The sequence below is a fragment of the Streptomyces sp. P17 genome (genome assembly GCF_032436805.1).
Classification (GTDB): domain Bacteria; phylum Actinomycetota; class Actinomycetes; order Streptomycetales; family Streptomycetaceae; genus Streptomyces.
On record NZ_JAVRBF010000002.1, the window covers coordinates 176,312 to 202,734 of the forward strand.

A 26,423-nucleotide genomic window follows, 5' to 3' on the forward strand; every position below is an offset into this window, starting at 1 on the left:
ATGTTCGAGTCCGATCGCGTATATCCGTGCTGACACCCATATCGCCACCGTACGGGGGGCTGGCAGCATGCCGACCGAGCCGTTGGAACGATCACCAAGAGCGAGGGGAAGAAACGTGTCAGCTCCACGTCTGAGGGCGACGCCGCTGCCCGGTATCGGGGTCCAGTACGACCTCGTGACACGGGAACACCGCCATCTGTCCGTGGTGGCGCACCGCGACGGCGGCCGTACGGTGAACGTCTACCGGGCCGACGATCCCGACTCCTGCCTGCAGTCCCTGCGGCTGACAGGACCGGAGGCCGACTCGCTGATCGACGCGCTGAAACCGACCCACCACAGCGCGAGCCTGCTCTACACCACCGACCTGGGCCTGGTCGCGGAGCGGATCGAGGTGGCCGCGACCTCGCGCTGGAACGGACGGCTGCTGGGCGACACCCGGATGCGCACGGAGACGGGCGCATCCGTGGTGGCGGTGCTGCGCCGGGCCGAGGCGATCCCGTCCCCCGCGCCGGACTTCCGGCTGGTGGGCGGTGACACCCTGATCGTCATCGGCACCCGCGAAGGCGTGGACGCCGCCGCGTCGATACTCGGGCGGGAGTGAACCGGTGCACTCCGGCATCCTGCTGATCGAATTCGGTTCGATCATCCTCGGCCTGGGGCTGCTCGGCCGGGCCGCCGCCCGCTTCCGGCTCTCGCCGATCCCGCTGTATCTGCTCGCCGGTCTGGCCTTCGGGGAGGGCGGGCTGCTGCCGCTCGGGGCGAGCGAGGAACTGATCGCGGCGGGCGCGGAGATCGGCGTCATCCTGCTGCTGCTGATGCTGGGCCTGGAGTACACGGCCGGCGATCTCGTCACCAACCTCAAGGCCCACTACCCCGCTGGACTCGTCGACGGCGCCCTCAACGCCCTCCCCGGCGCGGCGACGGCGCTGCTGCTCGGCTGGGGCCCGGTGGCGGCCGTCGTCCTGGCCGGCGTCACCTGGATCTCCTCGTCCGGTGTCATCGCGAAGGTGCTGGGCGACCTGGGCCGGGTGGGCAACCGCGAGACCCCGGTCATCCTCAGCGTCCTGGTCCTGGAGGACCTGGCGATGGCGGTGTACCTGCCCATCGTCACCGCGCTGGTCGCCGGGGCGGGGCTGCTGGCGGGCAGCGTCACCCTGGCCATCGCGCTGGGCGCGGCGGGCCTGGTCCTGTTCGTCGCGGTCCGCTACGGCCGTGTCATCTCCCGTTTCGTCTCCAGCGACGACCCGGAGAAGCTGCTGCTGGTGGTGCTGGGTATGACCATCCTGGTCGCGGGCGTCGCGCAACAGCTCCAGGTGTCCGCGGCGGTGGGGGCCTTCCTGGTGGGCATCGCCCTGTCCGGGGAGGTGGCGGAGGGCGCGCACACCCTGCTCAGCCCGCTTCGGGATCTGTTCGCCGCGGTGTTCTTCGTCTTCTTCGGCCTGCGCACGAACCCGGCGAGCATCCCTCCGGTCCTGCTGCCCGCGCTGGCGCTGGCAGTCGTGACAGCGGCCACGAAGATCGGGACCGGCTACTGGGCGGCCCGGCGGGCGGGCATCTCGGTGAAGGGCCGCTGGCGCGCGGGCGGGGCCCTCGTGGCCCGCGGCGAGTTCTCGATCGTCATCGCGGGCCTGGCGGTCAGCGCGGGCGTGGAACCCTCGTCCCTGGGCCCCCTGGCCACGGCCTACGTCCTCATCCTGGTCATCGTCGGCCCGCTCACGGCACGGTTCACCGAGCCGGTGGCGATGTGGTGGGTGGAACGGCGGACGGCGGCGCAGAAGCGGGAGGAATCCCGGCACTACGAGGAATCGGAGGCCCCGGTGGCCGACCTCTAGCGCTGCCGGACCGGCGGGCGAGAGGTGCCGCCCCTGGTCAGGGAGGCGCAGCGGCTGGCAGTATCGCCCGCATGCCCACGCTCCTCCCGCCTGTCGGCAGGCGCCGCGCCCTCCAGGGCGCCGCCGCCGGCCTCGTCGCGCTCGGGCTGCTGCTGTGGTGGCTGCTGCCCCTGGGCGAGGAGCCACCGACCGGGACGATCACGTTCAGCACGGGGACGCGGGCCGGCGTCTACTACGAGTACGGCGAGCGGCTCCAGAAGGAGCTCGCCAAGGACATGCCCGGCCTGGAGGTCAAGCTGGTCACCAGTGCCGGCTCGCAGGCGAACGTACGGAGCGTGGCGACCGGGAAGGCCGACATCGCCATCGCCGCCGCCGACGCGGTGGACACGTACGAGACCGACGGCGGCGCCGGTGCCGACCGGCTGCGCGGGGTGGCCCGGCTGTACGACGACTATGTGCAGCTCGTCGTCCCGCCGGACTCCGACGTCGAGTCCGTCGCGGATCTGCGGGGCAAGCGGGTGGCCATAGGGCTGCCGAACTCGGGTGTGCGGCTCATCGCCAACCGGGTGCTGGAGGCGGCGGGCATCGACCCGGAGAAGGACATCACGCCCCGGTCGGACGGCATCGACACCGGGCCGAAGCGGCTGGGGTCCGAGCTCGACGCGTTCTTCTGGTCCGGCGGGCTGCCCACGCGCGGGCTGCGGGAGCTCGCCGAGACCTCCGCCTTCCGGTTCGTGCCCATCGAGCCCGCCCTGGTCGCCCGGGTGCACGCCCAGGGCGGGGCCACCCGCTACTACCGGGCCACCAACATGCCGGAATCGGCCTACAAGACCATCCAGAACGGCTCCACGGTCGCCACGATGGCCGTGTCCAACCTGCTCGTGACCCGCAAGGACCTCGACCCCCGGCTCACCGAGTGGCTGACCCGGACCGTGCTCGACAGCCGTGACGGCATCGGCGCGAACGTCCACTCCGCCCAGCTGGTCGACGTCCGCACCGCGATCTACACCGACCCGCTCCCGCTGCACGAGGGCGCCCGGCGCTACTACCGCTCGGTCAAGCCGTAGGCCCGCTCCTGGGCACCCGCACCGTCACCCTCAGACCCTGCGGCTCATGATGCGCGTACGCGATCGAACCGCCGCCCACCGAGAGCAGCGCCCGGGAGATGGACAGGCCGAGGCCGGAGCCCTTGACGTTCTGATGGCGGCCGCTGCGCCAGAAGCGGTCGCCGACGCGGGCGAGCTCCTCGTCGGTGAGGCCGGGCCCGTGGTCGGCGACCACGACGGTTGCGGTGCCGCCGTTGGACGCGACCGCCACCTCGACGCGCTCGCCCTGCGGGGTGAACTTCACGGCGTTGTCGATCACCGCGTCCAGCGCGGACGACAGCGCCACGGGGTCGACCCACGCGGTCGTGGCCGGGCAGTCCCCGGTCAGCTCGACCCCCTTCGCCTCGGCCGTCGGCGACCAGGCGGCGACCCGCTCGGCGGTCAGCGCGCCGATGTCGGTGAGCCGCAGATCGGCCGCGGTGTGCTCGGCGAGCGCCAGGTCGAGCAGATCGTCCAGGACCTGGGCCAGACGCTTGCCCTCGGCCTGGACCGAGGCGATCTCCTCGTTGCCCTCGGGCAGTTCGAGGGCGAGCAGTTCGATGCGCAGCAGCAGCGCCGAGAGCGGGTTGCGCAGCTGGTGCGAGGCGTCGGCGACGAACGCGCGCTGCTGTTCCAGCACGTCCTCGACGTTGTCCGCCATCTCGTTGAACGACCGGGCGAGCCGCCTGAGTTCCGGCGGTCCGCCGGCCGCCGCGACCCGGGACTTCAGGGCGCCGCTCGCGATGGCATGCGTGGTGGCGTCCAGGACCCGTACGGGTCTGAGCACCCAGCCGGTGAGCCGCAGCGCGGCGCCGACGGCGAGCAGCATCGCGGCGAACTCGCCCGCGGCGATGACCATCCAGCCATACAGGATCCGCGAACGCATCTCCCCGGTGGGCGAGTCGGTGACGACGACCGCGACGACATCGCCGTCCCGGACGACCGGTGAGGCGACGACAAGACGGCCCCGCTGCCAGGGCCACACCTGCTGCGGATCGTGGCTGCGCCGGCTGAGCAGGGCCTCCTCGAAGGCGTCGCGCACCTCGCCCGCCTCGGGCAGGAACCAGGTCTCCGGCGCGTTGGCCAGCGGGGTGTCGCCGGGCAGGAAGACGCCCGCGCGGATGCCGTAGACGCCGTAGTAGCTCTCCAGCTCCCGGCTCAGGGTGCGGCCCTCGTCGCGCGGGCCCTCGGGGGGGTCCATCACGGACCGGGCCATGGCCGCGAAGTACGCCGTGTCGTCGATCCGGTCGACGACCACCTTCTGCTGCTGGGCGGCGGCCAGGCTGACGGCGAGCGGAACCCCGAGCGCCAGCAGGACGGCCGCCATCAGGACGATGAGCAGCGGGAGGAGCCGAGTGCGCACCCGTACCCGCTAGGCGGCCGGGGCGACGAGGCGGTAGCCGACCCCGCGCACCGTCTCGATCAGGGCCGGCATCCGCAGCTTGGCCCTGAGGGAGGCCACATGGACCTCCAGGGTGCGTCCGGTCCCCTCCCAGCTGGTCCGCCACACCTCGCTGATGATCTGCTCGCGGCGGAAGACCACGCCGGGCCGCTGGGCGAGCAGGGCCAGCAGATCGAACTCCTTGCGGGTCAGCTGGACGACCGAGCCGTCCACGCTGACCTGCCGGGTGGGCAGCTCGATGTGCACGGAGCCCAGACGCAGCACGGTGTCGCCGCCGGACGCGGGGTCCTCCTGGACGGTGCGCCGGCTGACGGCGTGGATCCGGGCGAGCAGCTCGCCGGTGTCGTACGGCTTGACCACGTAGTCGTCGGCGCCGAGGTTGAGGCCGTGGATGCGGGAGCGTACGTCGGAGCGGGCGGTCACCATGATCACCGGGGTGCTGGTGCGCTTGCGGATCTTGCCGCAGACCTCGTAGCCGTCCTGGTCGGGCAGGCCCAGATCGAGCAGGACGACGCCGAAGCCGGCGCCCTCCGGGACGAGCGCCTGCAGGGCCTCCTCGCCACTGCGGGCGTGCGTGACGTCGAAGCCGTGCCGCGCCAGAATCGCGGACAGGGCGGCGGCGACATGGTTGTCGTCCTCGACGAGGAGCAGTCTCATCCCGTCCCCCTCCTGTTCATCGGCCGTACGGGTGACCTCACTACACACGATGTGTGCACGCGCGCGTGCACCATGGCAGTCACGCTGATGGACGACGGCGCCGTCAAGTGGGTTCCGGTTGCGCGGGGCTTGTCGTTATCCACCCGGTACGCGCCCAGCTCGCAAGTGCTACGACACGTGTCTGATTGCTACCGGATCGTGATGCTCAAATTCCCCTCAGGACTAATGACGCAGGTCGGATACGGTTATTAGTGTCCTCCGAAACCGAGGAGGACGGAGCCTGAGAGCGATGACCGAAGTATCGGTGGCCAAGGAAGACGTGGCTGCGACCGGCGACCTGGTCGTCCTGAAGAGTGTCAACAAGCATTTCGGCGCGTTGCACGTGCTCCAGGACATCGACCTGACGATCGCCCGCGGCGAGGTCGTCGTGGTCATCGGGCCCTCCGGGTCCGGGAAGTCCACCCTGTGCCGCGCCATCAACCGCCTGGAGACGATCGACTCGGGGACGATCGTCATCGACGGCAAACCGCTGCCCGCCGAGGGCAAGGAGCTGGCCCGGCTGCGCGCCGACGTCGGCATGGTGTTCCAGTCGTTCAATCTCTTCGCGCACAAGACCGTGCTCGAAAACGTCATGCTGGGCCAGATCAAGGTCCGCAAGACCGACAAGAAGAAGGCCGAGGAGAAGGCCCGCAAGCTGCTCGACCGGGTGGGTGTCGCCAACCAGGCGGACAAGTACCCCGCCCAGCTCTCCGGCGGCCAGCAGCAGCGCGTGGCCATCGCACGCGCACTGGCGATGGATCCGAAGGTCATGCTCTTCGACGAGCCGACCTCGGCGCTCGACCCGGAAATGATCAACGAGGTGCTGGAGGTCATGCAGCAGCTCGCCCGGGACGGCATGACCATGATCGTCGTCACCCATGAGATGGGCTTCGCTCGTTCGGCCGCCAATCGAGTGGTGTTCATGGCGGACGGGCGAATCGTCGAAGAGGCTGTGCCGGACCAGTTCTTCAGCAACCCCCGCAGCGACCGCGCCAAGGACTTCCTGTCCAAGATCCTGCACCACTGACGACGCACCGACGTCCACGAACGGCCCTGCGTCACCCGCACTGACGGCTCGCATCTCTTCACCAGACAAAGGATGTTCACCATGAAGCTCCGCAAGGTCACCGCCGCGGCGGCCGCTGCGCTCGTGCTGTCCCTCACCGCGACCGCGTGTGGCGGCGGCGACGACAGCGACAGCGCCGACACGGGTTCCGGCGGTGGCGACAAGATCAAGGTCGGCATCAAGTACGACCAGCCGGGTCTGGGCCTGAAGGAGCCCGACGGTTCCTTCTCCGGCTTCGACGTGGACGTCGCCACCTACGTGGCGAAGGAGCTCGGTTACGAGCCCAACCAGATCGAGTTCATCGAGACCAAGAGTGCCGACCGCGAGAACGCCCTCGCCCGCGGCGACGTCGACTTCATCGCGGCCACGTACTCGATCACCGACGAGCGCAAGGCGAAGGTCGACTTCGCCGGCCCGTACCTGCTGGCCCACCAGGACCTGCTGGTCAAGTCGGACTCGGACATCGCCGAGGGCACCGACCTCAACGGCAAGAAGCTCTGCTCGGTCACCGGCTCGACCTCGGCGCAGAACGTCAAGGACGAGATCGCTCCGAAGGCCCAGCTGAAGGAGTACGGCACGTACTCGGAGTGCATCGCCGGTCTGCAGAGCGGCGCCGTCGACGCCGTGACCACCGATGACTCGATCCTCGCCGGCTTCGCCGCGCAGGACCAGTACAAGGGCCAGTTCAAGCTCGCCGGCCTGAAGCTGAGCAACGAGAACTACGGCATCGGCGTCAAGAAGGGCGACACCGAGACCGTGAACAAGATCAACGACGCTCTGGAGAAGATGGTCAGCGACGGCGCCTGGGACACGGCCGTCAAGGACAACTTCGGCCCGGCCAACTACAAGAACGAGCCCGCCCCGAAGATCGGCAACATCGTTCAGTAACGCGGATTCCGCTCACGCGCCGCCGCCGTCGGCCCGACCTCACGGCGGCGGCGCGGCACGTCAGTACGGCGGCGGCCTGACACGACCGCCCGTACACCACGTACGCCACACACCCGGAAGCGCGGGAGATCGTGTTCGACTTTCTTTCTGACTATGACGACCCGAGCCTGCTCGGCGCCTTCTGGGTGACGGTGCAGCTCACCTTCTTCTCGGCCATCGGTTCCCTGATCTGGGGCACCCTGCTGGCGGCCATGCGGGTCAGCCCGGTTCCTCTGATGCGCGGCTTCGGCACCGCCTATGTGAACATCGTCCGGAACATCCCCCTGACCGTCATCATCGTCTTCACCTCGCTCGGCCTCGCCGACATCTTCGGGATGACGATGGGCGCGCCCGACGACTTCGAGGCCCAGGGCTTCCGTCTGGCGATCCTCGGTCTGGTCGGATACACGGCCGCCTTCGTCTGCGAGGCGCTGCGCTCCGGCATCAACACCGTGCCGGTCGGCCAGGCCGAGGCGGCCCGCGCCCTCGGACTGAGCTTCCGACAGGTGCTCAGCCTCATCGTCCTGCCACAGGCGTTCCGCTCGGTCATCGGCCCGCTCGCCAACGTCCTGATCGCGCTCACCAAGAACACCACGGTGGCCGCCACGATCGGCGTGGCGGAAGCGGCCCTCCTGATGAAGGAAATGATCGAGAACGAGGCTCAGACGCTGCTCATCGGCGCGATCTTCGCCTTCGGTTTCGTGGTACTGACCCTGCCCACCGGCCTGATCCTCGGCTGGCTGAGCAAGCGACTGGCGGTGAAGCGGTGACCTCGGTTCTGTACGACGCCCCCGGCCCGAAGGCCAAGCGGCGCAATGTGATCTTCTCGATCGTCTTCTTCGTCCTGCTGGCCCTGCTGGTCTGGTGGATCTGGACGGTGATGGACGACAAGGGCCAGCTGGAGTGGGCCCTGTGGGAGCCGTTCTTCACCGAGTCCGAGGCCTGGACCACGTATCTGCTGCCCGGTCTGGCGGACACCCTGAAGGCCGCGGCGCTGGCCATGGTCATCGCGCTGCCGCTGGGCGCCGTCTTCGGCATCGCCCGGATGTCCGACCACCGCTGGGTGCGGATCCCGGCCGGTGCCGTGGTGGAGTTCTTCCGCGCCATCCCGGTGCTGCTGCTGATGCTGTTCGCGAACGAGTTCTTCGCCCGTTCCACGGACGTCAGCAGCGCGGAGCGGCCCATGTACGCGGTCATCACCGGTCTGGTGCTGTACAACGCCTCGGTCCTCGCCGAGATCGTCAAGGCCGGCATCCTCGCCCTGCCCAAGGGCCAGACGGAGGCCGCCAAGGCGATCGGTCTGCGCAAGGGCCAGACGATGACGAGCGTTCTGCTGCCGCAGGCGGTCACGGCGATGCTCCCGGCGATCGTCAGCCAGCTGGTCGTCATCGTGAAGGACACCGCGCTGGGCGGCGTGATGCTCGGCTACACCGAGCTGCTGAACGCGCGCGGCACGCTCGCGGCCAACTACGCCAATGTCATCCCGAGCTTCATCGTGGTGGCGGTCATCTTCATCGTCATCAACTTCATCCTGACCAGCTTCGCCGGCTGGCTGGAGCGCAGGCTGCGGCGCAGCAAGCGCTCCACGGGAGCGGTCCTCGGCGCCGAGGACATGGAGGAACTCAACCCGGCGGCGGTCGGCGGCTCCTTCGGGACCGGCGGCGAGGGCGGCGGACCGGGCGGCTTCGGCGGCTTCACCTACCCGCCCAAGAACAAGTGACGCACGGTCAAGTGACCTGAGCGACACGCGAGACATGGCGTGAACGACACGGAGGCAGTGGCATGATCGCCACTGCCTTCCGTCACTTGACGCAAGCACCGGCAATGGGTTGCATACGTTCTGTGATCGTGCACCCTGCTCCAACCTCCTGTTCACACACGTCCCTCGGGGCACCGCTGCGGGCAGGGGGCACCACGCCGTGGACCCGGTGATCATCGTCGGAGCGGGGCCCGTCGGGCTCACGCTCGCCCTGGCGCTGGCGCGTCAGGAGGTGCCGTCGGTCGTCCTCGACGAGGGGCCCGGCAAGGACGAACCCCGCCTCGCGCGCACCGTCGTGCTGCGCGAGGACACCGCCGCCCTGCTGGAGCGGCTGACCGGTCTTCCGGTCGCGCAGGCCGGCTGCCGTTGGGCCGGATGGCGGTCGATGCGGCGCAAGCAGGTGATGCGGGAGGTGTCTTTCGAGGACGCGGCCGGGGAGGGGTCCTTCGACGGCTCGGGCCGCGAGGGGACCGCTTACGGCGCCTACGGCTCGGTGCGTGAGGGGTCCCCCTACGACTCCGCCGCCCCCGTGCACATCGCCCAGCACGTCCTGACCGGCGCCCTGCGCGCGGCCCTGGCCGGCGAGCGGCTGGTGAGGATCGCCGTCGACAGCCGTCTGGACGGCATCGAGCAGGAGCCCTCCGGCGTCACCGCCCACACCCGCGGCCCCAAGGGCACCTGGTGGCGCGGGAGTTACCTGGTCGGCTGCGACGGCCCCCGCTCCACCGTGCGCAAGCTCCAGGACATCCGCTTCCCCGGCCGTACGGCGGTGGAGCGACACGCCGTCGCCGCACTGCGCGCGGAACTTCCTTGGTCCGACGAGGCGTTGCTCCATCGGATGCCGCCGTGGCGGACGTCGGGCCCCTCGGGCGGGGAGGTGGTCGGCCGCCCGCTGCCGGACGGCGCCTGGCGGCTCGACTGGCTGCTCCCGCCGGGCAAGGACCTGGTCACTCCCGAGCTGCTGGTGGCCCGCGTCCGGGAGACACTCGCGGGGTGGACGGGCGGCTCGACACCGCCGTACGAACTCCTCGACACCGGAGTCCATACGGTGCACCACCGGCTGGCGCGGCGCTGGCGGGCGGGGCGGGTGTTTCTCGCCGGGGACGCGGCGCACCTGCTCGGGGCGCTCGGCACACAGGGGCTCGACGAAGGGCTCCGGGACGCCGACAACCTCGCCTGGAAGCTGGCGCTCGCCTGGCATCACGGGCCGCACGAGGCGCTGCTCGACAGCTACCAGAGTGAGCGGCGCATGGTCGTCGCCGCCCGGCTGCGCGCCGCCGACCAGGCGCTGCCGCTGCTGCGCGGCGGCGGGGGCATCAGGGCGTACGTGCCCGGCTCGGCCCGGGGCCATGACGCGCTGCTCGCGGAGGGCCACTTGGGGCGCGGGACGCTGGGCGCGCCGGGGGCGTACGCCGACTCGCCGCTCGCGCCCCGGCATCTGGAGGGCGAGGTGACCGTCGACACCGCGGTGGGCGCGCCGGTCGCCGATGTACGGGTGACCGCGGAGGACGGCTCGTTCGTACGGCTGCGGGGGCGGCTCGGGCGAGGGGCGCTGCTGGTGCTGCTGATCGCGCCGGGCACGGGGGTGTGGGACCGCAAGCACTGGGTGACCGCCGGGATCATGCCCCGCCTCGCGGCGGCCGTGACGGCGCTGCCGCATCCCGCGGAGCTGCTGGTCGCCGAGAGCTACCCGGGCGCACCCGCGCACACCGTCCTGCTCGTCCGGCCCGACGGCCATCTGGTCACGGCGCTGGGCGGGGTACGGCCCGCCGACCTCTACGCGGCCGCGGAGGCGACGCTGGGCGGTCCCGTGGAGGCGGGGGCGGAGGCTACGGCGGGGTCGCGCTGAGCGGTCCCGCTGGTCCGCGGGTCGCGCGCCGGGAGGCTTCCGTGGGCCCACCGTCCACATGCTGACGGTGAGTTGACCGGCCCACACCTCCATGGTGTACTCCGGATCGTGACCGACACCTGTGTGCACCTGTGGCGGAAGGTCCATGTGGACCTCGTCCGCTACGCGGGCTGCATGTGTACCCGGTCCTGCTGAATTCGCAGATCTCCCCCTTTCCGCGTGCGGCCCCTGTGCCCTCACGCGCTCCTCGCGAACACTCATCAGGACGGTCGAAGTGTCTGTCTCCCCTTCTGGTTCTGTTTCTGTTTCCACCGCCACCGCTCCCACACAGGCGGATCTCCTCGACTTCGTACGGCGTACGGCCGCGGATGCCGAGCTGGTCGCCTCGCTTCCGCTCGACCCCGAGGGCCGCACCTGGGTGCGTCTGGAAGGGCCCGCCGGGAGTGAGGCCTGGCTGATCGGCTGGCCGCCGGGCTCGGGCACCGGCTGGCACGACCACGCGGACTCGGTCGGCGCGTTCCTGACGGCGGCCGGTGAGCTGAAGGAGAACTCGCTCGCCGCCCGGCTGCCCACCGACGGCTGGAAGACCCTCGAACTCAGCGAGGACGTCGACCGGGAACGCAGGCTGTCGGCCGGCAAGGGCCGCTCCTTCGGCCGCCACCATGTCCACGAGGTCCTCAACGAATCCCCCGACCGGCATGCGATCTCCGTCCACGCCTACTATCCGCCGCTGCCCCGGATCCGCCGTTACAGCCGGAGCGGGCCGATCCTGCGGCTGGAGCAGGTGGAGAGGCCGGAGGACTGGCAGTGACCGGGTTCGGCGAACGGCCCGTGGGGATCGACGAGTTGCTGGAGCGGGTCCGCGCGACCTACGCGCGCGTGGAGCCCCACGAGGCCTACGACGCCGTCCGGTCCGGCGAGGCGCTGCTGGTGGACATCCGGTACGCGGCGCTGCGGGAGCGGGACGGGCTGGTTCCGGGCGCGCTGGTGGTCGAGCGCAATGAGCTGGAGTGGCGGCTGGATCCGTGGGGCAGCCATCGGGTTCCCGAGGCCGGCGGCCATGACCTGCGGGTGGTGCTGTTCTGCAACGAGGGGTACGCGTCCAGTCTGGCGGCTGAGTCGCTGCACCGGCTGGGGCTGCGCCGGGCGACCGATCTGGCCGGGGGGTTCCAGGCATGGCGGGCGGCGGGGTTGCCGGTGACGGACCCCGGACGGGGCGCGCCTCAAAGGACGTCCGGCGGACAGTAGAGCGGTGCCGTGTCCGCGTTGCTCTTCGTCACCAGACGGACCGGCGTGTGGGCGATTCCCGGCCGCGTCCCAGTCCCGTAGGAGGGAGATCGTGTTCGTCACCGCCCGTTCGCGGTGTCCGCGGCCGAGTTGGCGACGGTCGCCGCGAACCGGGCGTCCTTGAGCGCGGCCAGCTCCTCGTCGGTGCCGTTGACCGTGACGATCCTGACGGCCTCGGCGCCGGCCGCGTGCCGGGGATCTACGACGTGTCCTCTCGGGGACGACCGAGGTGAGGAAGACCGGGACATCGGCGTCGCGTGCCTTGGCGATGTCGGCCCGGAGGGCGTCGACGTCCACCGTCTGCACGGTGATCGCGTCCACCTCCCGGGCGATCATGTCCTCGATGTGGGCCAGCTCGGTCCCCGCGTCCTGGCGGGGGTTGGCGAGGTGGAGCTCGGCGAGGTTGTTCCGCGCCGTGTCGTCGACGCCCGCCTCCAGGCAGGTGTGGAACGGCGAGGTGCCGCCGTTGACGAACCCGAGCGTGAGGGGGCCGGCGACCCGGTCCTCGGTATCCGGTCCCAGAACCTCACAACCACTGAGGATGAGGCTTCCGGCGAGCACCGGCACGGTCAGCGTTCTTCGGCGGCGGACGGAACAATGCATCGCGGGCTGCCTTTCGGAACGCCCGGATTGCGGGTCCGTGCGGGAGTCGTCAGGGTCAACTCGTCGGTGGGGGCCACAGACCTGGAAGCCCACAGGCTCGAACGTCCGCGCGATGACGGCAGACGGCACAGCCACCGGGAGCCCGCTCAGCCCTCCCGGGAACGCAAGGCAATGCTGCGCCGGATGCATCCGGCGGGGCAGCTCACGCCCTGCGTCAGAACCCCTCGCCCTCCAGAAACTCCGTCTCCTCCCCCTCCGCTTCCAACGCCTGCCGGACCACCCGCAATGCCATCCCCTCGGGATACCCCTTGCGGGCCAGCATTCCGGCGAGACGGCGCAGGCGCTTGTCGCGGTCGAGACCTCGGGTGGACCGGAGCTTGCGGTCGACGAGTTCGCGCGCGGTCGCCTCCTCCTGCTCGGAGTCGAGCTGACCGACGGCCGCGTCGATCAGCGAGGAGTCGACGCCCTTGGTCCGCAACTCCTGGGCGAGCGCCCGCCGGGCCAGTCCTCGCCCGTGGTGCCGGGACTCCACCCAGGCGTCCGCGAACGCACCGTCGTTGATCAGTCCGACCTCCTCGAACCGCGACAGCACCTCCTCCGCGGCCTCGTCCGGGATCTCCCGCTTGCGCAGGGCGTCGGCGAGCTGCTTGCGGGTGCGTGGAGTCCCGGTGAGCAGGCGCAGGCAGATCGCCCGTGCCCGCTCCACCGGGTCCCTCGGGGGCTCCCCCTTCTCGGCCCTCGACGAGGCAGAGGTGCCTCCGTCCTCACCGGACGGCTCCTCGCGACCGCGCCGACGACGCCCTCGGGCGCCGCCCGCGCCACGAGCCCCGCCGGCTCTCCGGCGCGCACCGCCGGCGAGCTCATCGGCCTCCGACGCCGGGCCTCCGTCTGCCCGGTGCCCGCCGCCGTACGGTCCGTCCATGCCAAGGGCGCCGTCTTCGCCGTACGGCCGGTCCGCGCCCCGCGCGTCTTCGCCGTACGGCCCGCCCACGCCATGCCCGTCGTCGTACTCGCCACCGTCCATCCCGGCGGAACCTCCCACGCCTGTCCCGTCCCGCTCACGCGGCGGGTCCGGGTAGACGTGCTCGGCCCAGTCGGTTCGTCGCGTCACGGGTCAGCTCTTGGCGGCGGCGGCCTTGGTCTTGGCAGCCTTGGCCGCGGCCGGAGCGGGTACCGTCTGGGCCGCGTCGTCCGCGGCGGCGGCACCCGCGGCGTCCGCACCCGGCTCGGCGGCCGGCTCCTCCGGACGCACGCCGACGCCCAGCTTCTCCTTGATCTTCTTCTCGATCTCGTTGGCCAGGTCGGGGTTGTCCTTCAGGAAGTTGCGCGCGTTCTCCTTGCCCTGACCGAGCTGGTCGCCCTCGTACGTGTACCAGGCGCCGGCCTTGCGGACGAAGCCGTGCTCCACGCCCATGTCGATCAGGCCGCCCTCGCGGCTGATGCCCTGGCCGTAGAGGATGTCGAACTCGGCCTGCTTGAAGGGCGGCGCGACCTTGTTCTTGACGACCTTGCAGCGGGTGCGGTTGCCGACCGCCTCGGTGCCGTCCTTCAGGGTCTCGATGCGACGGATGTCGATACGCACCGAGGCGTAGAACTTCAGCGCCCGGCCACCGGTCGTGGTCTCCGGGGAGCCGAACATCACGCCGATCTTCTCGCGGAGCTGGTTGATGAAGATCGCGGTGGTCTTCGACTGGTTGAGCGCACTGGTGATCTTCCGCAGCGCCTGGCTCATCAGACGGGCCTGCAGACCGACGTGGCTGTCGCCCATCTCGCCCTCGATCTCCGCGCGCGGGACGAGCGCCGCGACGGAGTCGATGACGATGAGGTCGAGGGCGCCGGAGCGGACCAGCATGTCCACGATCTCCAGGGCCTGCTCGCCGTTGTCCGGCTGGGAGAGGATCAGGTTGTCGATGTCGACGCCGAGCTTCTTCGCGTACTCGGGGTCGAGGGCGTGCTCCGCGTCCACGAAGGCGACCTGGCCGCCCGCCTTCTGGGCGTTCGCCACCGCGTGCAGGGTCAGGGTCGTCTTACCGGAGGACTCCGGTCCGTACACCTCGACGACGCGACCGCGCGGCAGGCCGCCGACGCCGAGCGCCACATCGAGCGCGGTCGACCCGGTGGGGATGACCTCGATGGGCTCGTTCGGCCGCTCGCCCAGGCGCATGACCGCGCCCTTGCCGAATTGCCGTTCAATCTGTGCGAGCGCGGCGTCCAGGGCCTTCTCGCGGTCGGTTCCTGCCATGGGTTCCACCCGATTTGCTTGAGTCGATCGCTTCACGTCAAAGACGCTAACGCCTGCCACTGACAATGCGCCCCGACGCCCGTCCGGCCTGTGGATAACTCGGGCACTTCCCTGTCTGAACCAGGGCAAACCACCCGCCGAGAGCCCCGCCGGAGATTCCATAAGAATGGATGTTCGATTTTTGTGTCAAGCGCACCACGCGAGCGTCGGACGGGGGGGTGGGGGCGTCCACGGGTGGGTGCTTCAGCCGATCTGCTCGGCCAGTCCGACGACGATGCCCTCGGGGCCGCGCACGTAACAGAGCCGGTAGACGTCCTCGTACCGCACGATCTTGCCGACGAGACGGCCGTCGACGCGGCCCCCGAGGTGCTGGACATCGCCCGCGCGCGTGCCCCCATGCCCCACGTCCGCTTCGTGCAGGCCGATGTGTTCCGCTGCCGGCCCGCGCGCCGCTACGACACGGTGTTCTTCGCCTTCTGGCTCTCCCATGTCCCGCCGACACGGCTGTCCGGCTTCTGGAACGGCGTCGCCGCCATGCTCGCGCCGGGCGGCAGGGCGGTCTTCGTCGACGACGGCCCGGTCGCGGCAGCGGCCGAGGAGGGCCTCACGGAGGGACCTGTTCCCACCGTGCTGCGCCGGCTCGGGGACGGCGGCCGGTACCGGATCGTGAAGGTCTTCCACGACGCCCGGACCCTCACGGAGGACCTCACGGCCCTGGGGTGGACGGTCCGCGTCCGGCCCCTGGGCGCGAACATCGTCGGCATCGCGGAACCATCTGGTTCTATCGTGCAGGCATGACCATCGAGGTTCGCCCCGCGTCGGTCTTCGAGGACGTCAGGGCCGTGCTCGGCCCGAAGTCGCCCGGAGCCAACGTCTGCTGGTGTCTGAGCTACCGGATCCCGTCCAAGCTCAACAACGAGCTGCGCGGTCCGGCCCGGGGTGAGTACGTCGCCGAGCTGTGCCGGGCCGACCCGCCTCCCGGGGTGATCGCCAACGACGGCGACGAGCCGGTCGGGTGGGCCGCCGTGGCCCCGCGCGCGGAGAGCTCCTTCGCCCGCAACCGCAAGATCCCGCACGTCGACGATCTGCCGGTCTGGTCGCTGTGGTGCATCCGGGTCCGCCCCGGCCATCGCAAGCAGGGAATCTCACACGCCCTCATCGAGGGCGCGGTGGAGTTCGCCCGCGCGCACGGCGCACCGGTCGTCGAGGCCTACCCCCTCGACAACGGCGAAGCCAAGGTCGACCTGACGATGGCGTACGCCGGTCTGCGCAAGAACTTCGAGCGGGCCGGATTCGTCCACGCCGCCGACACCACCTCGGTGCTGGCCGGTCACCCCCGCATCCTGATGCGGCTCGACCTGCGCTGAGAGATCAGCCCTTGTCGGTCTTCGGAGTGGCTTCTCCCGGCCGCCGGGCCCATATCCGACGCGCGCGCGTGAGCAGACCCGGTCCCTGTCCCCGGTGCCCGTGCACACGGGGGTCGTCGGTGACGTCGTACCGCTTCACATACGCCCCCAGGAAGGCCTGGAGCGTGGCGACCGCCGGGATCGCGATCAGCGCGCCCACCGCTCCCAGGAGGGCGGTGCCGGCGACGACGGAACCGAAGGCGACCGCGGGGTGCACATCGACGGTCTTCGCCGTCAGCTTGGGCTGGAGCACATAGTTCTCGAACTGCTGGTAGATCACGACGAAGATCAGCACCCACAGCGCGTACCAGGGATTGACCGTGAAGGCGATCAGCATGGGCAGGGCGCCCGCGAGATACGTACCGATGGTGGGGATGAACTGCGAGACCAGGCCCACCCAGACGGCCAGCACGGGCGCGTACGGCACGTCCAGGGACTCCAGCAGGACGAAGTGGGCCATCCCGGAGATCAGCGCCATCAGTCCGCGTGAGTACAGATAGCCGCCGGTCTTGTTCACCGCGATCTCCCACGCGCGCAGCACCTCGGCCTGCCTGGCGGGCGGCAGCACGGAGCACAGGGCGCGGCGCAGTCGCGGGCCGTCCGCGGCGAAGTAGAACGAGAACAGCGTGATCGTCAGCAGTTGGAACAGACCGCCGATGACCTGGGCGGACACATCGAGGACGCCGGTCGCGCTGTTCTGCACGTAGTTGCGCAGCCAGTCGGAGCGCAGCAGGCCCTCCTGGATGTCCACCCGCTTCAGGTCGGTCTGGAAGTGGGTGTTGATCCAGTTGATCACGGAGTCGAGGTAGTCCGGGAATCCCTCGACCATCGTGATGATCTGGCCCGCGAGCATCGAGCCGAGCAGCGTGACGAAGCCGGCGGACACCACCATCACGGCGAGGAACACCAGCGCGGTGGCCAGCCCCCGGCGCATCCCTCGGGCGGCCATCCAGCTCACCGCGGGCTCGATGGCCAGGGCCAGGAAGAAGGCGATCAGGATGTTGATCAGCAGCCCGGTGAGCTGGTGGAAGGCCCAGCTGCCGAGCTGGAACGCACCGACGAGCGCGAGCGCGAGCACCATGGCGCGCGGCAGCCAGCGCGGCATGCGCGCATTCGGCTGCGCGGCGGCGCCGTCGGCCGGGGGCCGGGTCGGCGGCGTCGTACCGAAGGGAGAGGCGTGCTGGGCCAGCTGCCCGGTGTCGTCAGTGGGTGCCACGGAGCAAGTCTCGCCCACGCCACCGACAATCGGATGCCGTCCTGCGATCTTCGTGACGTGTCAGCGCTGTTCCTGTGGCACGTTCATGACGTGGCAGACGATCCGCCACACGTCCTTGGCCTCCCAGCCGGCCTCCAGCGCCTCGTGCACGGTGCGCCCGCCGAGCTCCGACATCACGTGATCACGCGCGAAGGTCTCGGCGTATCCCGACGTGCCGAAGTGCTCCGCCATCCGCTCCCAGAAGACCGTCAACCTCATGCCATCAGTATCCCGCCCCTGAGGGTGGGCCCGAGCCGGGACCCCTCGCCGGGGCCGCGTTCCGGCCTACGGTCTGACGCATGGCCGAAACCGGAGCTTCCCCACTCCCCCCGACGCCCCCGGCGCACTCCCCGCTCTTCCGCGCCGAGCAGTTCGTGTGGCTCACCGCGCGCGTGCTGGAGCAGCGCCTGTTCGCGCACCACTTCCTGCACGGCGCCGCCGATCCGGTGGAGACGGCGCTGGACGCCTACCGCAATGACGACGGCGGTTACGGTCACGCGCTGGAACCCGATCTGCGCGGCCCGGTCAGCCAGCCGCTGCACACCGCGCACGCGCTGCATGTGCTGGACGCGGTCGGACGCTGTGGCGGACAGCGCGTGGAGCGCGTGTGCCGCTATCTGACTTCGGTCTCCACCGCGGAGGGTGCCCTGCCGACGGTCCATCCCAGCCAGCGCGGCTACCCGGCGGCGCCGTTCGTCCCGATCGTGGACGACCCGCCGAGCGAGCTCCTGGCCACCGGACCGGTGGTGGGGGTGTTGCACCGCAACGAGGTGTGGCACGCCTGGCTGTTCCGGGCGACGGACTTCTGCTGGCAGGCGGCGGAGTCCCTGGAGAAATCCCATCCGTACGAGATCGAGGCCGCGGTCGCCTTCCTGGACTCCACGCCCGACCGCCCGCGCGCGGAGGAAGCCGCGGACCGGCTCGGCCGCCTGGTGCGCGAACACCGGCTCGCGGCCCTGGACCCGGACATCCTCACCGCCTACCCGGTGGCCCCCGGCTACGCCCCCGCCGAGCACCACTTCCCGCACGACTACGCGAAGACTCCGCGTTCGCTGGCCCGCGCGTGGTTCACCGATGACGAGATGGCCCGCTCGCTGGACTTCCTCGCCGCCGAGCAGCAGGAGGACGGCGGCTGGCCCGTCCGCTGGCGCCGATGGGCTCCGGCCCCCGTTCTGGAGGCGCGCCCCCTGGTGACGATCGAGGCACTGCGCACGCTGCGGGCGTACGGCCGGGCCATCGGATGAGCCCTCACATCCCCAACGCCCGTACCCCTGCCGTAACCACCACAGCCGCCCCCACGACCACCAGGAACGGTGCCCGCAGCACCAACGCCACGGCCGCCGCAGCGAGCCCGGCCGCCCTCGCGTCCAGCACCAGCGTCCGCCCGTCGGCGAAGGTCTGCTGGGCCGTGAGGGCGGCGAGGAGCGCGACGGGCAGCAGCGCGGCGAGCCGCCTGACGAGGGGCCGCTCCAGGACCCCCGCGGGCACCAGGAGCCCGGCGAGTTTGACGGCATAGCAGCCGACGACGGTCAGCGCGATGGCGGTCCAGATGTTCAACGCTCCCCCTTGCTCGCCTCGCGCCGCCCCTGGGCCCACAGCACGGCTGGTGCCGCGAGCGCGGCCACCAGCACGGGCACGCCGGCGGGCAGGACGGGCAGCAGCCCGAGCCCCAGCACGACCGCGGCTCCGGCGACGGCGCGCTCGGTGGTGCTCGTCAGCATCGGCGCGAGCAGCGCCAGGAACACGGCGGGCCCGGCCGCGTCGAGGCCCCACGCGTCGGTGTCCCCGATGGCCTCGGCGCCGAGCGCCCCGGCCAGGGTGGTGAGGTTCCACAGCGCGTACAGGCTGAGCCCGGTCACGACGAACCCGATCCGCGCGGCGCGCCGGGTGGGCTGCGCCAGCGCGACGGCGGCCGTCTCGTCGATGACCCATTGGGCGGCGAACGGCCGCACCGCGCGCGGGAGGGCGAGCACCTGCGACAGACGCAGCCCGTAGAAGGCGTTGCGCACCCCGAGGAAGAAGGCCCCCGCGGCCGCCGCGACCGGCCCGCCGCCCGCCGCCAGCGCCCCGACGAGGGCGAACTGGGACGCACCGGTGAACACCAGAAGGCTGAGCGCACAGGTCTGCAAGAGCGTGAGCCCGCTGCCCGCCGAGGTCACCCCGAACGCGAACCCGGACAGCCCTACGGCGACTCCGACCCCGAGCCCGTCCCGTACGACGGCGGCGTCCGGCTTGGCTCCGCCGTCCCGTATGTCTGTGAGTGTTGTGTCTGCCACGCCTCGGACGGTAGGAGCAGCCGCCCCTGCGGGTCTTGTACGTTCTTGCGCTCGCGCTGGTAGGCGCCCGGGGGTACGCCCACGATCCGGGTGAAGTGCCGGTTCAGATGCGGTTGGTCGGCGAAGCCCACCGCGACGGCGGCCTCGGCGGGCGCCACGCCCGTGTCCAGCAGCCGGCGCGCCTGCCGTACCCGGGCGTCCGTGAGCCAGGTGTGCGGTGGCATCCCGTAGGCGTCCCGGAACGCGCGCAGCAGCGCGAACGGGCTGGTCTTCAGTTCACCGGCGAGCTTCTCCAGGGTCGGCGGCTCGGCCATCCGTTCCTGGAGCACGCCACGCGCGCGTGCCGCGATTCTGGCTCCCGCCGTGCGCACCTCGCGCTGTGGCAGCGCACCGCCGTTCAGCCGCAGCAGCCGGGTCACGGCGACCCGGAGGAGTGTGTCGGCGGCCAGGGCGTTCCTCTCGTCGGCGGCGCGCAGCACCTGATGGACCAGGGACACGGCGTAGGGGTCGTCGAGGACCGGGGAGACGAAGCCGGGGGTGCCGCGGATCGCCGTGGTCTCGGCCGCGATCTCCGCCACGAGCTCGGGCGACGGGTACACCGCCCCGTACCTCCAGCCCTCCGGTACCCCGGCCCGCCCCGTGTGCGGGGTGTCGGGGTTGACCAGCGCCAGCGCTCCGGCGCCCGCGTACTGGTCGGAGCCGCGATGGTGGAAGACCTCGACCCCGTCGGCGATGGCGGCGATCACGAAGTGCTCGTGGGTGTGCCGGACGAACGTCTTGCGGATGTACCGGGCCCGCAGCAGGTCCACACCGGGCAGCTCGGCGTACTGCCAGTGCCGCGCCCGCTCGCTCGATCCCGCCATGCCCCCATTCTCACCGCACCCGCCACGGATCACGTTCCCGCAGGTCAGCGTGATTGTCAGTGGCCGGGTGCAGGATGGACGCATGGTCAGCTCCGCGCATCGAGCTCTGGACGGCTTCTCCCCCGCCACCCGCGGCTGGTTCACGGGGGCCTTCTCCGCGCCCACCGCGGCCCAGGCGGGCGCGTGGCAGGCCATCGGCGAGGGCTCGGACGTCCTGGTGGTGGCCCCCACCGGGTCGGGCAAGACGCTGGCCGCGTTCCTCGCCGCCCTGGACCAGCTGGCCTCGACACCCCCGCCCGCCGACCCCAAGAAGCGCTGCCGCGTGCTGTACGTCTCCCCGCTGAAGGCCCTGGCGGTGGACGTCGAGCGCAACCTGCGCAGTCCGCTCACCGGCATCCGCCAGGAGTCCGTGCGCCTGGGCCTGCCCGAGCCGGAGGTCAAGGTCGGCATCCGCTCCGGCGACACCCCCGCGGCCGAGCGCCGCGCCCTGTCCACCCGTCCCCCGGACATCCTGATCACCACCCCCGAGTCCCTGTTCCTGATGCTGACCTCGGCCACCCGCGAGGCACTGACCGGTATCGAGACGGTGATCCTGGACGAGGTGCACGCGGTCGCGGGCACCAAGCGCGGCGCCCATCTCGCGCTCTCCCTGGAGCGCCTGGACGAACTGCTGCCGAGGCCCGCCCGCCGTATCGGCCTGTCCGCCACGGTCCGGCCGGTCGACGAGGTCGCCCGCTATCTCTCCCCGCGCCGCAAGGTGGAGACCGTCCAGCCGAAGTCGGGCAAGGAGTTCGACCTCTCCGTGGTCGTCCCTGTCGAGGACCTGGGCGAGCTGGGCGGCTCCCCGGTGGCCGACGGCACTGAGGGCGGGGAACGCCCGTCGATCTGGCCGCATGTCGAGGAGCGCATCGCCGACCTCGTCCAGTCCCACCGCTCCACCATCGTGTTCGCCAACTCCCGCCGCCTGGCGGAGCGCCTGTGCAACCGCCTGAACGAGATCGCGTACGAGCGGGCCACAGGCGAGCCCCTGGACGAGCACCACGCCCCCGCCGAGCTGATGGGCGGCTCCGGGGCCGCCCAGGGCGCCCCGCCCGTCATCGCCCGCGCCCATCACGGCTCGGTCTCCAAGGAGCAGCGCTCCCTTGTCGAGGAGGACCTCAAGGCGGGCCGGCTCCCCGCCGTCGTGGCCACCTCCAGCCTTGAACTGGGCATCGACATGGGCGCGGTCGATCTGGTCGTCCAGGTGGAGTCCCCGCCCTCCGTGGCCTCGGGCCTCCAGCGCGTGGGCCGCGCGGGACACCAGGTGGGCGCGGTCTCGACCGGTGTGGTCTTCCCGAAGTACCGCGGCGACCTGGTCCAGGCGGCCGTGGTCACCGAGCGGATGCTCACCGGCTCGATCGAGTCGCTCCGCGTCCCGGCCAACCCCCTGGATGTGCTGGCGCAGCAGCTCGTCGCCATGACGTCGATGGACACCTGGCAGTTCGACGACCTCCTCGCGATGGTCCGCAGGGCCGCCCCCTTCGCCTCGCTGCCCGAGTCCGCGTTCACGGCCGTCCTCGACATGCTCGCCGGGCGCTACCCCTCGGACGCCTTCGCCGAACTGCGCCCGCGCGTGGTGTGGGACCGGGTCGCCGGCACCATCACCGGCCGCCCCGGCGCCCAGCGCCTCGCCGTCACCTCCGGCGGCACCATCCCCGACCGCGGTCTGTTCGGGGTGTTCCTCGCCGGATCCGACCCCAAGAAGGGCGGCGGCCGGGTCGGCGAGCTCGACGAGGAGATGGTCTACGAGTCACGCGTTGGCGATGTCTTCACGCTCGGCACCAGCTCCTGGCGCATAGAGGACATCACCCGTGACCGTGTCCTGGTCTCGCCCGCGCCGGGCGTTCCCGGCCGGCTCCCCTTCTGGAAGGGCGACCAACTGGGCCGCCCGCTCGAACTGGGCCGCGCGGTGGGCGCGTTCCTGCGCGAGGTCGGCTCGCTCACCAAGGAGGACGCCCGGCTGCGCCTCCTCGCGGCGGGCCTGGACGCCTGGGCCGCCGACAATGTCCTGTCCTACCTGGACGAACAGCGCGAGGCCTGCGGCCACATCCCCGACGACCGCACCATCGTCGTCGAGCGCTTCCGCGACGAGCTCGGCGACTGGCGGGTCGTCGTGCACTCCCCCTTCGGCGCCCAGGTGCACGCCCCCTGGGCCCTGGCGCTCGGCGCCAAGCTCTCCGAGCGGTACGGCATGGACGCCCAGGTGATGCACGCCGACGACGGCATCGTGCTGCGCCTCCCGGACGCCGACCTGATGGGCCTGGACCTGCTCGACCAGGAGCCCATGAAGGCGGGCACGGAGTTCGACGCCGACCAGGCCCCCGTCGGCGCCGCGGATGTCGTCTTCGACAAGGGCGACGTCGATCAGATCGTCACCGACCAGGTCGGCGGCTCGGCGCTGTTCGCCTCCCGCTTCCGGGAGTGCGCCGCGCGCGCCCTCCTCCTGCCGCGCCGCAACCCCGGCAAGCGCACCCCGCTGTGGCAGCAGCGCCAGCGCGCGGCCCAACTGCTCCAGGTGGCCAGCGAGTTCGGTTCGTTCCCGATCGTCCTGGAAGCGGTCCGCGAATGCCTCCAGGACGTCTTCGACGTCCCCGGCCTCACCGAGCTGATGGGCGACCTGGAGTCCCGCAAGGTGCGCCTGGTCGAGGTCACCACCCCCGAGCCCTCCCCCTTCGCGCGCTCCCTCCTCTTCGGCTACGTCGCCCAGTTCCTGTACGAGGGGGACTCCCCGCTCGCCGAGCGCCGCGCCGCCGCCCTCTCCCTCGACTCCCGGCTGCTGGCCGAGCTGCTCGGCCAGGCGGAGCTGCGCGAACTGCTCGACGCGGAGGTGCTGACCGAGCTGGAGCGGGAACTCCAGTGGCTCACCGAGGACCGCCGCGCCAAGGACGCCGAGAGTGTCGCGGACCTCCTGCGCCTCCTCGGCCCGCTCACGGACGCAGAACTGGCCGAGCGGGGCGCGGAACCCGAGTGGGCGCAGGAGCTCGCCGGAGCCCGCCGAGCGATCAAGGTCCGTGTCGCCGGTGCCGACCACTGGGCGGCGATCGAGGACGCGGGCCGGCTGCGCGACGCCCTGGGCACCGCACTGCCGGTCGGCGTCCCGGAGGCCTTCACGGAACCGGTGAAGGACCCGCTCGGCGACCTCCTCGCCCGCTACGCCCGCACCCATGGCCCGTTCACCTCGGTCTCCGCGGCGGCCCGCTTCGGCCTGGGCGTGGCTGTCACCGAGGGCGCCCTCCAGCGGCTCGCGGCGGCGGGGAGGGTCGTCCAGGGCGAGTTCCATCCGGCCGGGATCGGCCAGGAGTGGTGCGACGCGTCGGTGCTGCGTCGCCTCAGGCGCCGCTCCCTGGCCGCTCTGCGGCACGAGCTGGAGCCCGTTGCCCCGGCCGCGCTCGCCCAGTTCCTCCCGCAGTGGCAGCACATCGGCAAGGGGCACGGGCTGCGCGGCATCGACGGACTGGTGCGCGCCATCGAGCAGTTGCAGGGCGCGTCAGTGCCCGCCTCCGCCCTGGAGAAGCTGGTCCTGCCGTCCCGGGTCGCGAACTACACGCCCGGGATGCTCGACGAACTGACCGCCGCCGGAGAGGTGGTGTGGGCGGGCGCGGGTGCCCTGCCCGGCAAGGACGGCTGGGTCTCCCTGTACTTGGCGGACGCGGCTCCTCTGCTGCTGTCCGCGCCCCACCCCCTGGAGCTGACCGCGCTCCACCAGTCCGTCCTGGACGCGCTGTCCGGGGGCTACGGCCTGTTCTTCCGGCAAATCGCCGACCAGGTCCGCGCCACCACCCACCCCGACGCCACCGACCCCCAACTCGCCGACGCCATCTGGGACCTGGCCTGGTCGGGCCGGTTGACGAACGACACGCTGGCCCCGATGCGCTCGCTGCTGGGCTCGGGCCGCACCGCGGGCTCCACGGCCCACCGCGCCAAGCGCACGATCCCGCGCGGGCGCTACGGCTCGCTCACAGCCGCGGCCCGCCCCGCCTCCCGCTCGGGCCCGCCCACCGTCGCCGGGCGCTGGTCCCTGCTCCCCGCCCACGAACCCGACACGACCGTCCGCGCACATGCCCTGGCCCGTACCCTCCTCGACCGGCACGGCGTGGTGACCCGGGGCGCGGTCTCCGCGGAGGGCGTCGAGGGCGGCTTCTCGGCGACGTACCGCATCCTGTCCGTCTTCGAGGAGAGCGGTCAGGCCCGACGCGGCTATGTGGTGGAGGGCCTCGGCGCCGCACAGTTCGCGATGGACGGCGCGGTGGACCGCCTGCGCGCGGTGTCGAACGCCCGCGACCGGGGCGAGACCATGCCGGCACCGGCCGCGCCCTTCCCGACGGACGCCTTCCCGACCGACCCCTTCACAGACCACGGTTTCGCCGAACACTTCGACGACGGCACCCCCCACACCCCCACCAGGCCGGACGAGTACATCTCCCCCCGCGACTTCCCCCCGCCCCCGAACCGCCGCCGCACGACCCCCGACTCCCGTGCCGTAGTCCTCGCCGCCGCCGACCCGGCGAACGCGTACGGCGCCGCCCTCCCCTGGCCCGAACCCCCCACCGGCGCCGGACACAAACCGGGTCGCAAAGCAGGCTCGCTCGTGGTCCTGGTCGACGGCGAGCTGACCCTCTACATGGAGCGCGGCGGCAAGACCCTGCTGGCCTGGCCCGCCGCCCCGGACGAATCGCCGACGGACGACCCCCGCCTCCAAGCGGCCGCCGACGCCCTGGCCGCGGCAGCCCGCGCGGGCTCCCTGGGCACGGTCACCGTCGAACGCGTCAACGGCGCCTCGGCCCTGACGTCCCCCCTCGGCGCCCTCCTGGAAGGAGCAGGTTTCATCGCCACGCCCCGAGGCCTGCGCCTGCGCGCGTGATCGAGTCCACGAAGACCATGACAGCCTCATCGCCCCCTCGTGACCGAGCGGGCCGCACCCCAGCCCACGCGCATGCGTCTGATCCGCACGCCCAGGCCGCATGCCACCCTTGACCCATGCCCGAAGGTGACACGGTCTGGCAGGCGGCACGGCGCCTGCACGCAGCCCTCGCGGGCAAGGTGCTGACCCGCAGCGACTTCAGGGTGCCCAAGTACGCCACGGTCGACCTCACCGACCGCACCGTCCTGGACGTCACCCCGCGCGGCAAGCACCTCCTCACCCGGGTGGAGGGCGGCCTGACCCTGCACTCGCACCTCGGCATGGACGGTTCCTGGAAGGTGTACGCCGACCGTCAGCGCTGGACCGGCGGCCCCACCCACCAGATCCGCGCGGTCCTCGCCACCGCCGACCGCACCGCCGTCGGCTACCGCCTCCCGGTCCTCGAACTGCTCCGCACCATCGACGAATCCCGGGCCGTGGGCCACCTCGGCCCCGACCTCCTGGGCCCGGACTGGGATCCCGACCAGGCCCTGGCCAACCTCCTCGCGGACCCCGCCCGCCCTCTCGGCGAGGCCCTCCTCGACCAGCGCAACCTCGCCGGCATCGGCAACATCTACAAGAGCGAGCTCTGCTTCCTCCTCGGCACCACCCCCTGGCTCCCGGTCGGCGCTCTCCCGCCCGACCGTGCGGCGAAACTCCCCGCCCTCGCCAGGAAGCTCCTGGAGGCCAACCGTGACCGCCCGGTCCGCAACACGACGGGCACGAGCGGCCGCCGCGGCCAGGACCTCTTCGTCTACGGCCGTGCACCCCGCCCCTGTCTGCGCTGCGGCACCTCGATCCGTTCCGCCAACCAGGGCGACGGCTCCCGCGAACGCCCCACCTACTGGTGCCCGAGCTGCCAGACCGGCCCGGCCCCGACACCGGGACATCACCGCCGTACCACCAATTGACGGTACGTCAGAAACAGTCGGAAAC

The 26,423-nt window shown here is 71.5% G+C and carries 26 protein-coding genes and 2 pseudogenes; 16 read left to right on the forward strand and 12 right to left on the reverse strand.

Annotated features, from left to right (window positions below; all coding sequences use genetic code 11):
* Positions 1–115: 115 nt before the first annotated feature.
* The 3 genes from RMT89_RS01985 (at position 116) to RMT89_RS01995 (ending at position 2,899) form a co-directional block, all read left to right on the forward strand.
* Positions 116–601 carry a TrkA C-terminal domain-containing protein gene (locus RMT89_RS01985; RefSeq protein WP_315882132.1) on the forward strand — a complete coding sequence of 162 codons (486 nt, stop codon included), beginning with the start codon at positions 116–118 and terminating at the stop codon, positions 599–601.
* 4 nt (positions 602–605) lie between these two features.
* Positions 606–1,832, forward strand: coding sequence for a cation:proton antiporter (locus RMT89_RS01990; RefSeq protein WP_315882133.1), 1,227 nt, complete (start codon positions 606–608; stop codon positions 1,830–1,832).
* Between the two features lie 71 nt (positions 1,833–1,903).
* Positions 1,904–2,899, forward strand: a complete 996-nt coding sequence (locus RMT89_RS01995; RefSeq protein ID WP_315882134.1) for a TAXI family TRAP transporter solute-binding subunit — start codon at positions 1,904–1,906, stop codon at positions 2,897–2,899.
* On the opposite strand, the gene RMT89_RS02000 is transcribed toward RMT89_RS01995, so the two are convergent.
* Together RMT89_RS02000 and RMT89_RS02005 are read right to left on the reverse strand one after the other, a co-directional pair.
* Positions 2,889–4,280 carry a HAMP domain-containing sensor histidine kinase gene (locus RMT89_RS02000; protein ID WP_315882135.1) on the reverse strand — a complete coding sequence of 464 codons (1,392 nt, stop codon included), beginning with the start codon at positions 4,278–4,280 and terminating at the stop codon, positions 2,889–2,891. The two genes, RMT89_RS01995 and RMT89_RS02000, sit on opposite strands and share 11 nt — an antisense overlap.
* Before the next feature lie 9 nt (positions 4,281–4,289).
* Positions 4,290–4,976 (reverse strand): response regulator transcription factor, encoded by a 687-nt coding sequence (locus RMT89_RS02005; RefSeq protein WP_315882136.1) that lies wholly within the window; start codon positions 4,974–4,976, stop codon positions 4,290–4,292.
* A gap of 289 nt (positions 4,977–5,265) precedes the next feature.
* Between RMT89_RS02005 and RMT89_RS02010 the strand changes: the two genes are divergently transcribed.
* The 8 genes from RMT89_RS02010 (at position 5,266) to RMT89_RS02045 (ending at position 11,864) form a co-directional block, all read left to right on the forward strand.
* Positions 5,266–6,042, forward strand: a complete 777-nt coding sequence (locus RMT89_RS02010) for an amino acid ABC transporter ATP-binding protein (protein ID WP_315882137.1) — start codon at positions 5,266–5,268, stop codon at positions 6,040–6,042.
* Between the two features lie 81 nt (positions 6,043–6,123).
* Positions 6,124–6,969 carry a glutamate ABC transporter substrate-binding protein gene (locus RMT89_RS02015; RefSeq protein WP_315882138.1) on the forward strand — a complete coding sequence of 282 codons (846 nt, stop codon included), beginning with the start codon at positions 6,124–6,126 and terminating at the stop codon, positions 6,967–6,969.
* Positions 6,970–7,100: 131 nt separating this feature from the next.
* A complete protein-coding gene (locus RMT89_RS02020) occupies positions 7,101–7,778 on the forward strand; it encodes an amino acid ABC transporter permease (RefSeq protein ID WP_315882139.1) in 678 nt (225 codons plus the stop codon).
* Positions 7,775–8,728 (forward strand): amino acid ABC transporter permease, encoded by a 954-nt coding sequence (locus RMT89_RS02025; protein ID WP_315882140.1) that lies wholly within the window; start codon positions 7,775–7,777, stop codon positions 8,726–8,728. Before RMT89_RS02020 ends, RMT89_RS02025 begins: the two co-directional genes overlap by 4 nt.
* Positions 8,729–8,927: 199 nt before the next feature.
* Entirely contained in the window at positions 8,928–10,616 is a 1,689-nt protein-coding gene (locus RMT89_RS02030) for an FAD-dependent monooxygenase (RefSeq protein ID WP_315882141.1), read from the forward strand.
* A gap of 123 nt (positions 10,617–10,739) precedes the next feature.
* Positions 10,740–10,811 (forward strand): putative leader peptide, encoded by a 72-nt coding sequence (locus RMT89_RS02035; RefSeq protein WP_315882177.1) that lies wholly within the window; start codon positions 10,740–10,742, stop codon positions 10,809–10,811.
* Between the two features lie 79 nt (positions 10,812–10,890).
* On the forward strand, positions 10,891–11,427 hold the full coding sequence (locus RMT89_RS02040; protein WP_315882142.1) for a cysteine dioxygenase: 537 nt from the start codon (positions 10,891–10,893) through the stop codon (positions 11,425–11,427).
* Positions 11,418–11,864: a rhodanese-like domain-containing protein gene (locus RMT89_RS02045; protein ID WP_399497457.1), complete on the forward strand. Its 447-nt coding sequence runs from the start codon at positions 11,418–11,420 to the stop codon at positions 11,862–11,864. Before RMT89_RS02040 ends, RMT89_RS02045 begins: the two co-directional genes overlap by 10 nt.
* A 98-nt stretch (positions 11,865–11,962) precedes the next feature.
* Here the strand turns inward: RMT89_RS02045 and RMT89_RS02050 are convergent, their stop codons facing one another.
* The 5 genes and pseudogenes from RMT89_RS02050 to RMT89_RS02070 form a co-directional block, all read right to left on the reverse strand.
* Positions 11,963–12,151: a hypothetical protein gene (locus tag RMT89_RS02050; RefSeq protein ID WP_315882144.1), complete on the reverse strand. Its 189-nt coding sequence runs from the start codon at positions 12,149–12,151 to the stop codon at positions 11,963–11,965.
* A 40-nt stretch (positions 12,152–12,191) separates the two neighbouring features.
* Positions 12,192–12,695: pseudogene (locus tag RMT89_RS02055) on the reverse strand (sugar ABC transporter substrate-binding protein); the annotation flags it as partial.
* Between the two features lie 25 nt (positions 12,696–12,720).
* On the reverse strand, positions 12,721–13,617 hold the full coding sequence (gene recX, locus RMT89_RS02060) for a recombination regulator RecX (protein WP_315882145.1): 897 nt from the start codon (positions 13,615–13,617) through the stop codon (positions 12,721–12,723).
* A 3-nt stretch (positions 13,618–13,620) separates the two neighbouring features.
* On the reverse strand, positions 13,621–14,748 hold the full coding sequence (gene recA, locus RMT89_RS02065) for a recombinase RecA (protein ID WP_315882146.1): 1,128 nt from the start codon (positions 14,746–14,748) through the stop codon (positions 13,621–13,623).
* Between the two features lie 243 nt (positions 14,749–14,991).
* Positions 14,992–15,090, reverse strand: a pseudogene (locus RMT89_RS02070) (VOC family protein); the annotation flags it as partial.
* A gap of 24 nt (positions 15,091–15,114) precedes the next feature.
* Between RMT89_RS02070 and RMT89_RS02075 the strand changes: the two are divergent.
* Positions 15,115–15,546: a class I SAM-dependent methyltransferase gene (locus RMT89_RS02075; protein WP_315882147.1), complete on the forward strand. Its 432-nt coding sequence runs from the start codon at positions 15,115–15,117 to the stop codon at positions 15,544–15,546.
* On the forward strand, positions 15,543–16,115 hold the full coding sequence (locus RMT89_RS02080; protein WP_315882148.1) for a GNAT family N-acetyltransferase: 573 nt from the start codon (positions 15,543–15,545) through the stop codon (positions 16,113–16,115). Before RMT89_RS02075 ends, RMT89_RS02080 begins: the two co-directional genes overlap by 4 nt.
* 4 nt (positions 16,116–16,119) lie before the next feature.
* Here RMT89_RS02080 and RMT89_RS02085 read toward each other — a convergent pair whose 3' ends face one another.
* Both RMT89_RS02085 and RMT89_RS02090 read right to left on the reverse strand, forming a co-directional pair.
* A complete protein-coding gene (locus RMT89_RS02085; protein ID WP_315882149.1) occupies positions 16,120–17,370 on the reverse strand; it encodes an AI-2E family transporter in 1,251 nt (416 codons plus the stop codon).
* A 60-nt stretch (positions 17,371–17,430) separates the two neighbouring features.
* The gene (locus RMT89_RS02090) at positions 17,431–17,628 is read right to left on the reverse strand and encodes a DUF3046 domain-containing protein (RefSeq protein WP_315882150.1); all 198 of its coding nucleotides are present in this window, start codon (positions 17,626–17,628) and stop codon (positions 17,431–17,433) included.
* 80 nt (positions 17,629–17,708) lie between these two features.
* Between RMT89_RS02090 and RMT89_RS02095 the strand changes: the two genes are divergently transcribed.
* Entirely contained in the window at positions 17,709–18,653 is a 945-nt protein-coding gene (locus tag RMT89_RS02095) for a hypothetical protein (RefSeq protein WP_315882151.1), read from the forward strand.
* A gap of 4 nt (positions 18,654–18,657) precedes the next feature.
* On the opposite strand, the gene RMT89_RS02100 is transcribed toward RMT89_RS02095, so the two are convergent.
* Genes RMT89_RS02100 through RMT89_RS02110 form a run of 3 tightly spaced genes read right to left on the reverse strand, consistent with a single transcriptional unit; the run spans position 18,658 to position 20,548 of the window.
* Positions 18,658–18,966 (reverse strand): AzlD domain-containing protein, encoded by a 309-nt coding sequence (locus RMT89_RS02100; protein ID WP_315882152.1) that lies wholly within the window; start codon positions 18,964–18,966, stop codon positions 18,658–18,660.
* A complete protein-coding gene (locus RMT89_RS02105) occupies positions 18,963–19,685 on the reverse strand; it encodes an AzlC family ABC transporter permease (protein WP_315882153.1) in 723 nt (240 codons plus the stop codon). The genes RMT89_RS02100 and RMT89_RS02105 overlap by 4 nt, the downstream gene beginning before the upstream one ends.
* Positions 19,592–20,548 carry an AraC family transcriptional regulator gene (locus RMT89_RS02110; RefSeq protein ID WP_315882154.1) on the reverse strand — a complete coding sequence of 319 codons (957 nt, stop codon included), beginning with the start codon at positions 20,546–20,548 and terminating at the stop codon, positions 19,592–19,594. Before RMT89_RS02110 ends, RMT89_RS02105 begins: the two co-directional genes overlap by 94 nt.
* A gap of 82 nt (positions 20,549–20,630) precedes the next feature.
* Here RMT89_RS02110 and RMT89_RS02115 point away from each other — a divergent pair, with 82 nt between their 5' ends.
* Positions 20,631–25,448 carry an ATP-dependent helicase gene (locus RMT89_RS02115; RefSeq protein WP_315882155.1) on the forward strand — a complete coding sequence of 1,606 codons (4,818 nt, stop codon included), beginning with the start codon at positions 20,631–20,633 and terminating at the stop codon, positions 25,446–25,448.
* Positions 25,449–25,564: 116 nt separating this feature from the next.
* Positions 25,565–26,398: a DNA-formamidopyrimidine glycosylase family protein gene (locus tag RMT89_RS02120; protein ID WP_315882156.1), complete on the forward strand. Its 834-nt coding sequence runs from the start codon at positions 25,565–25,567 to the stop codon at positions 26,396–26,398.
* The last annotated feature ends 25 nt before the right edge of the window (positions 26,399–26,423 follow it).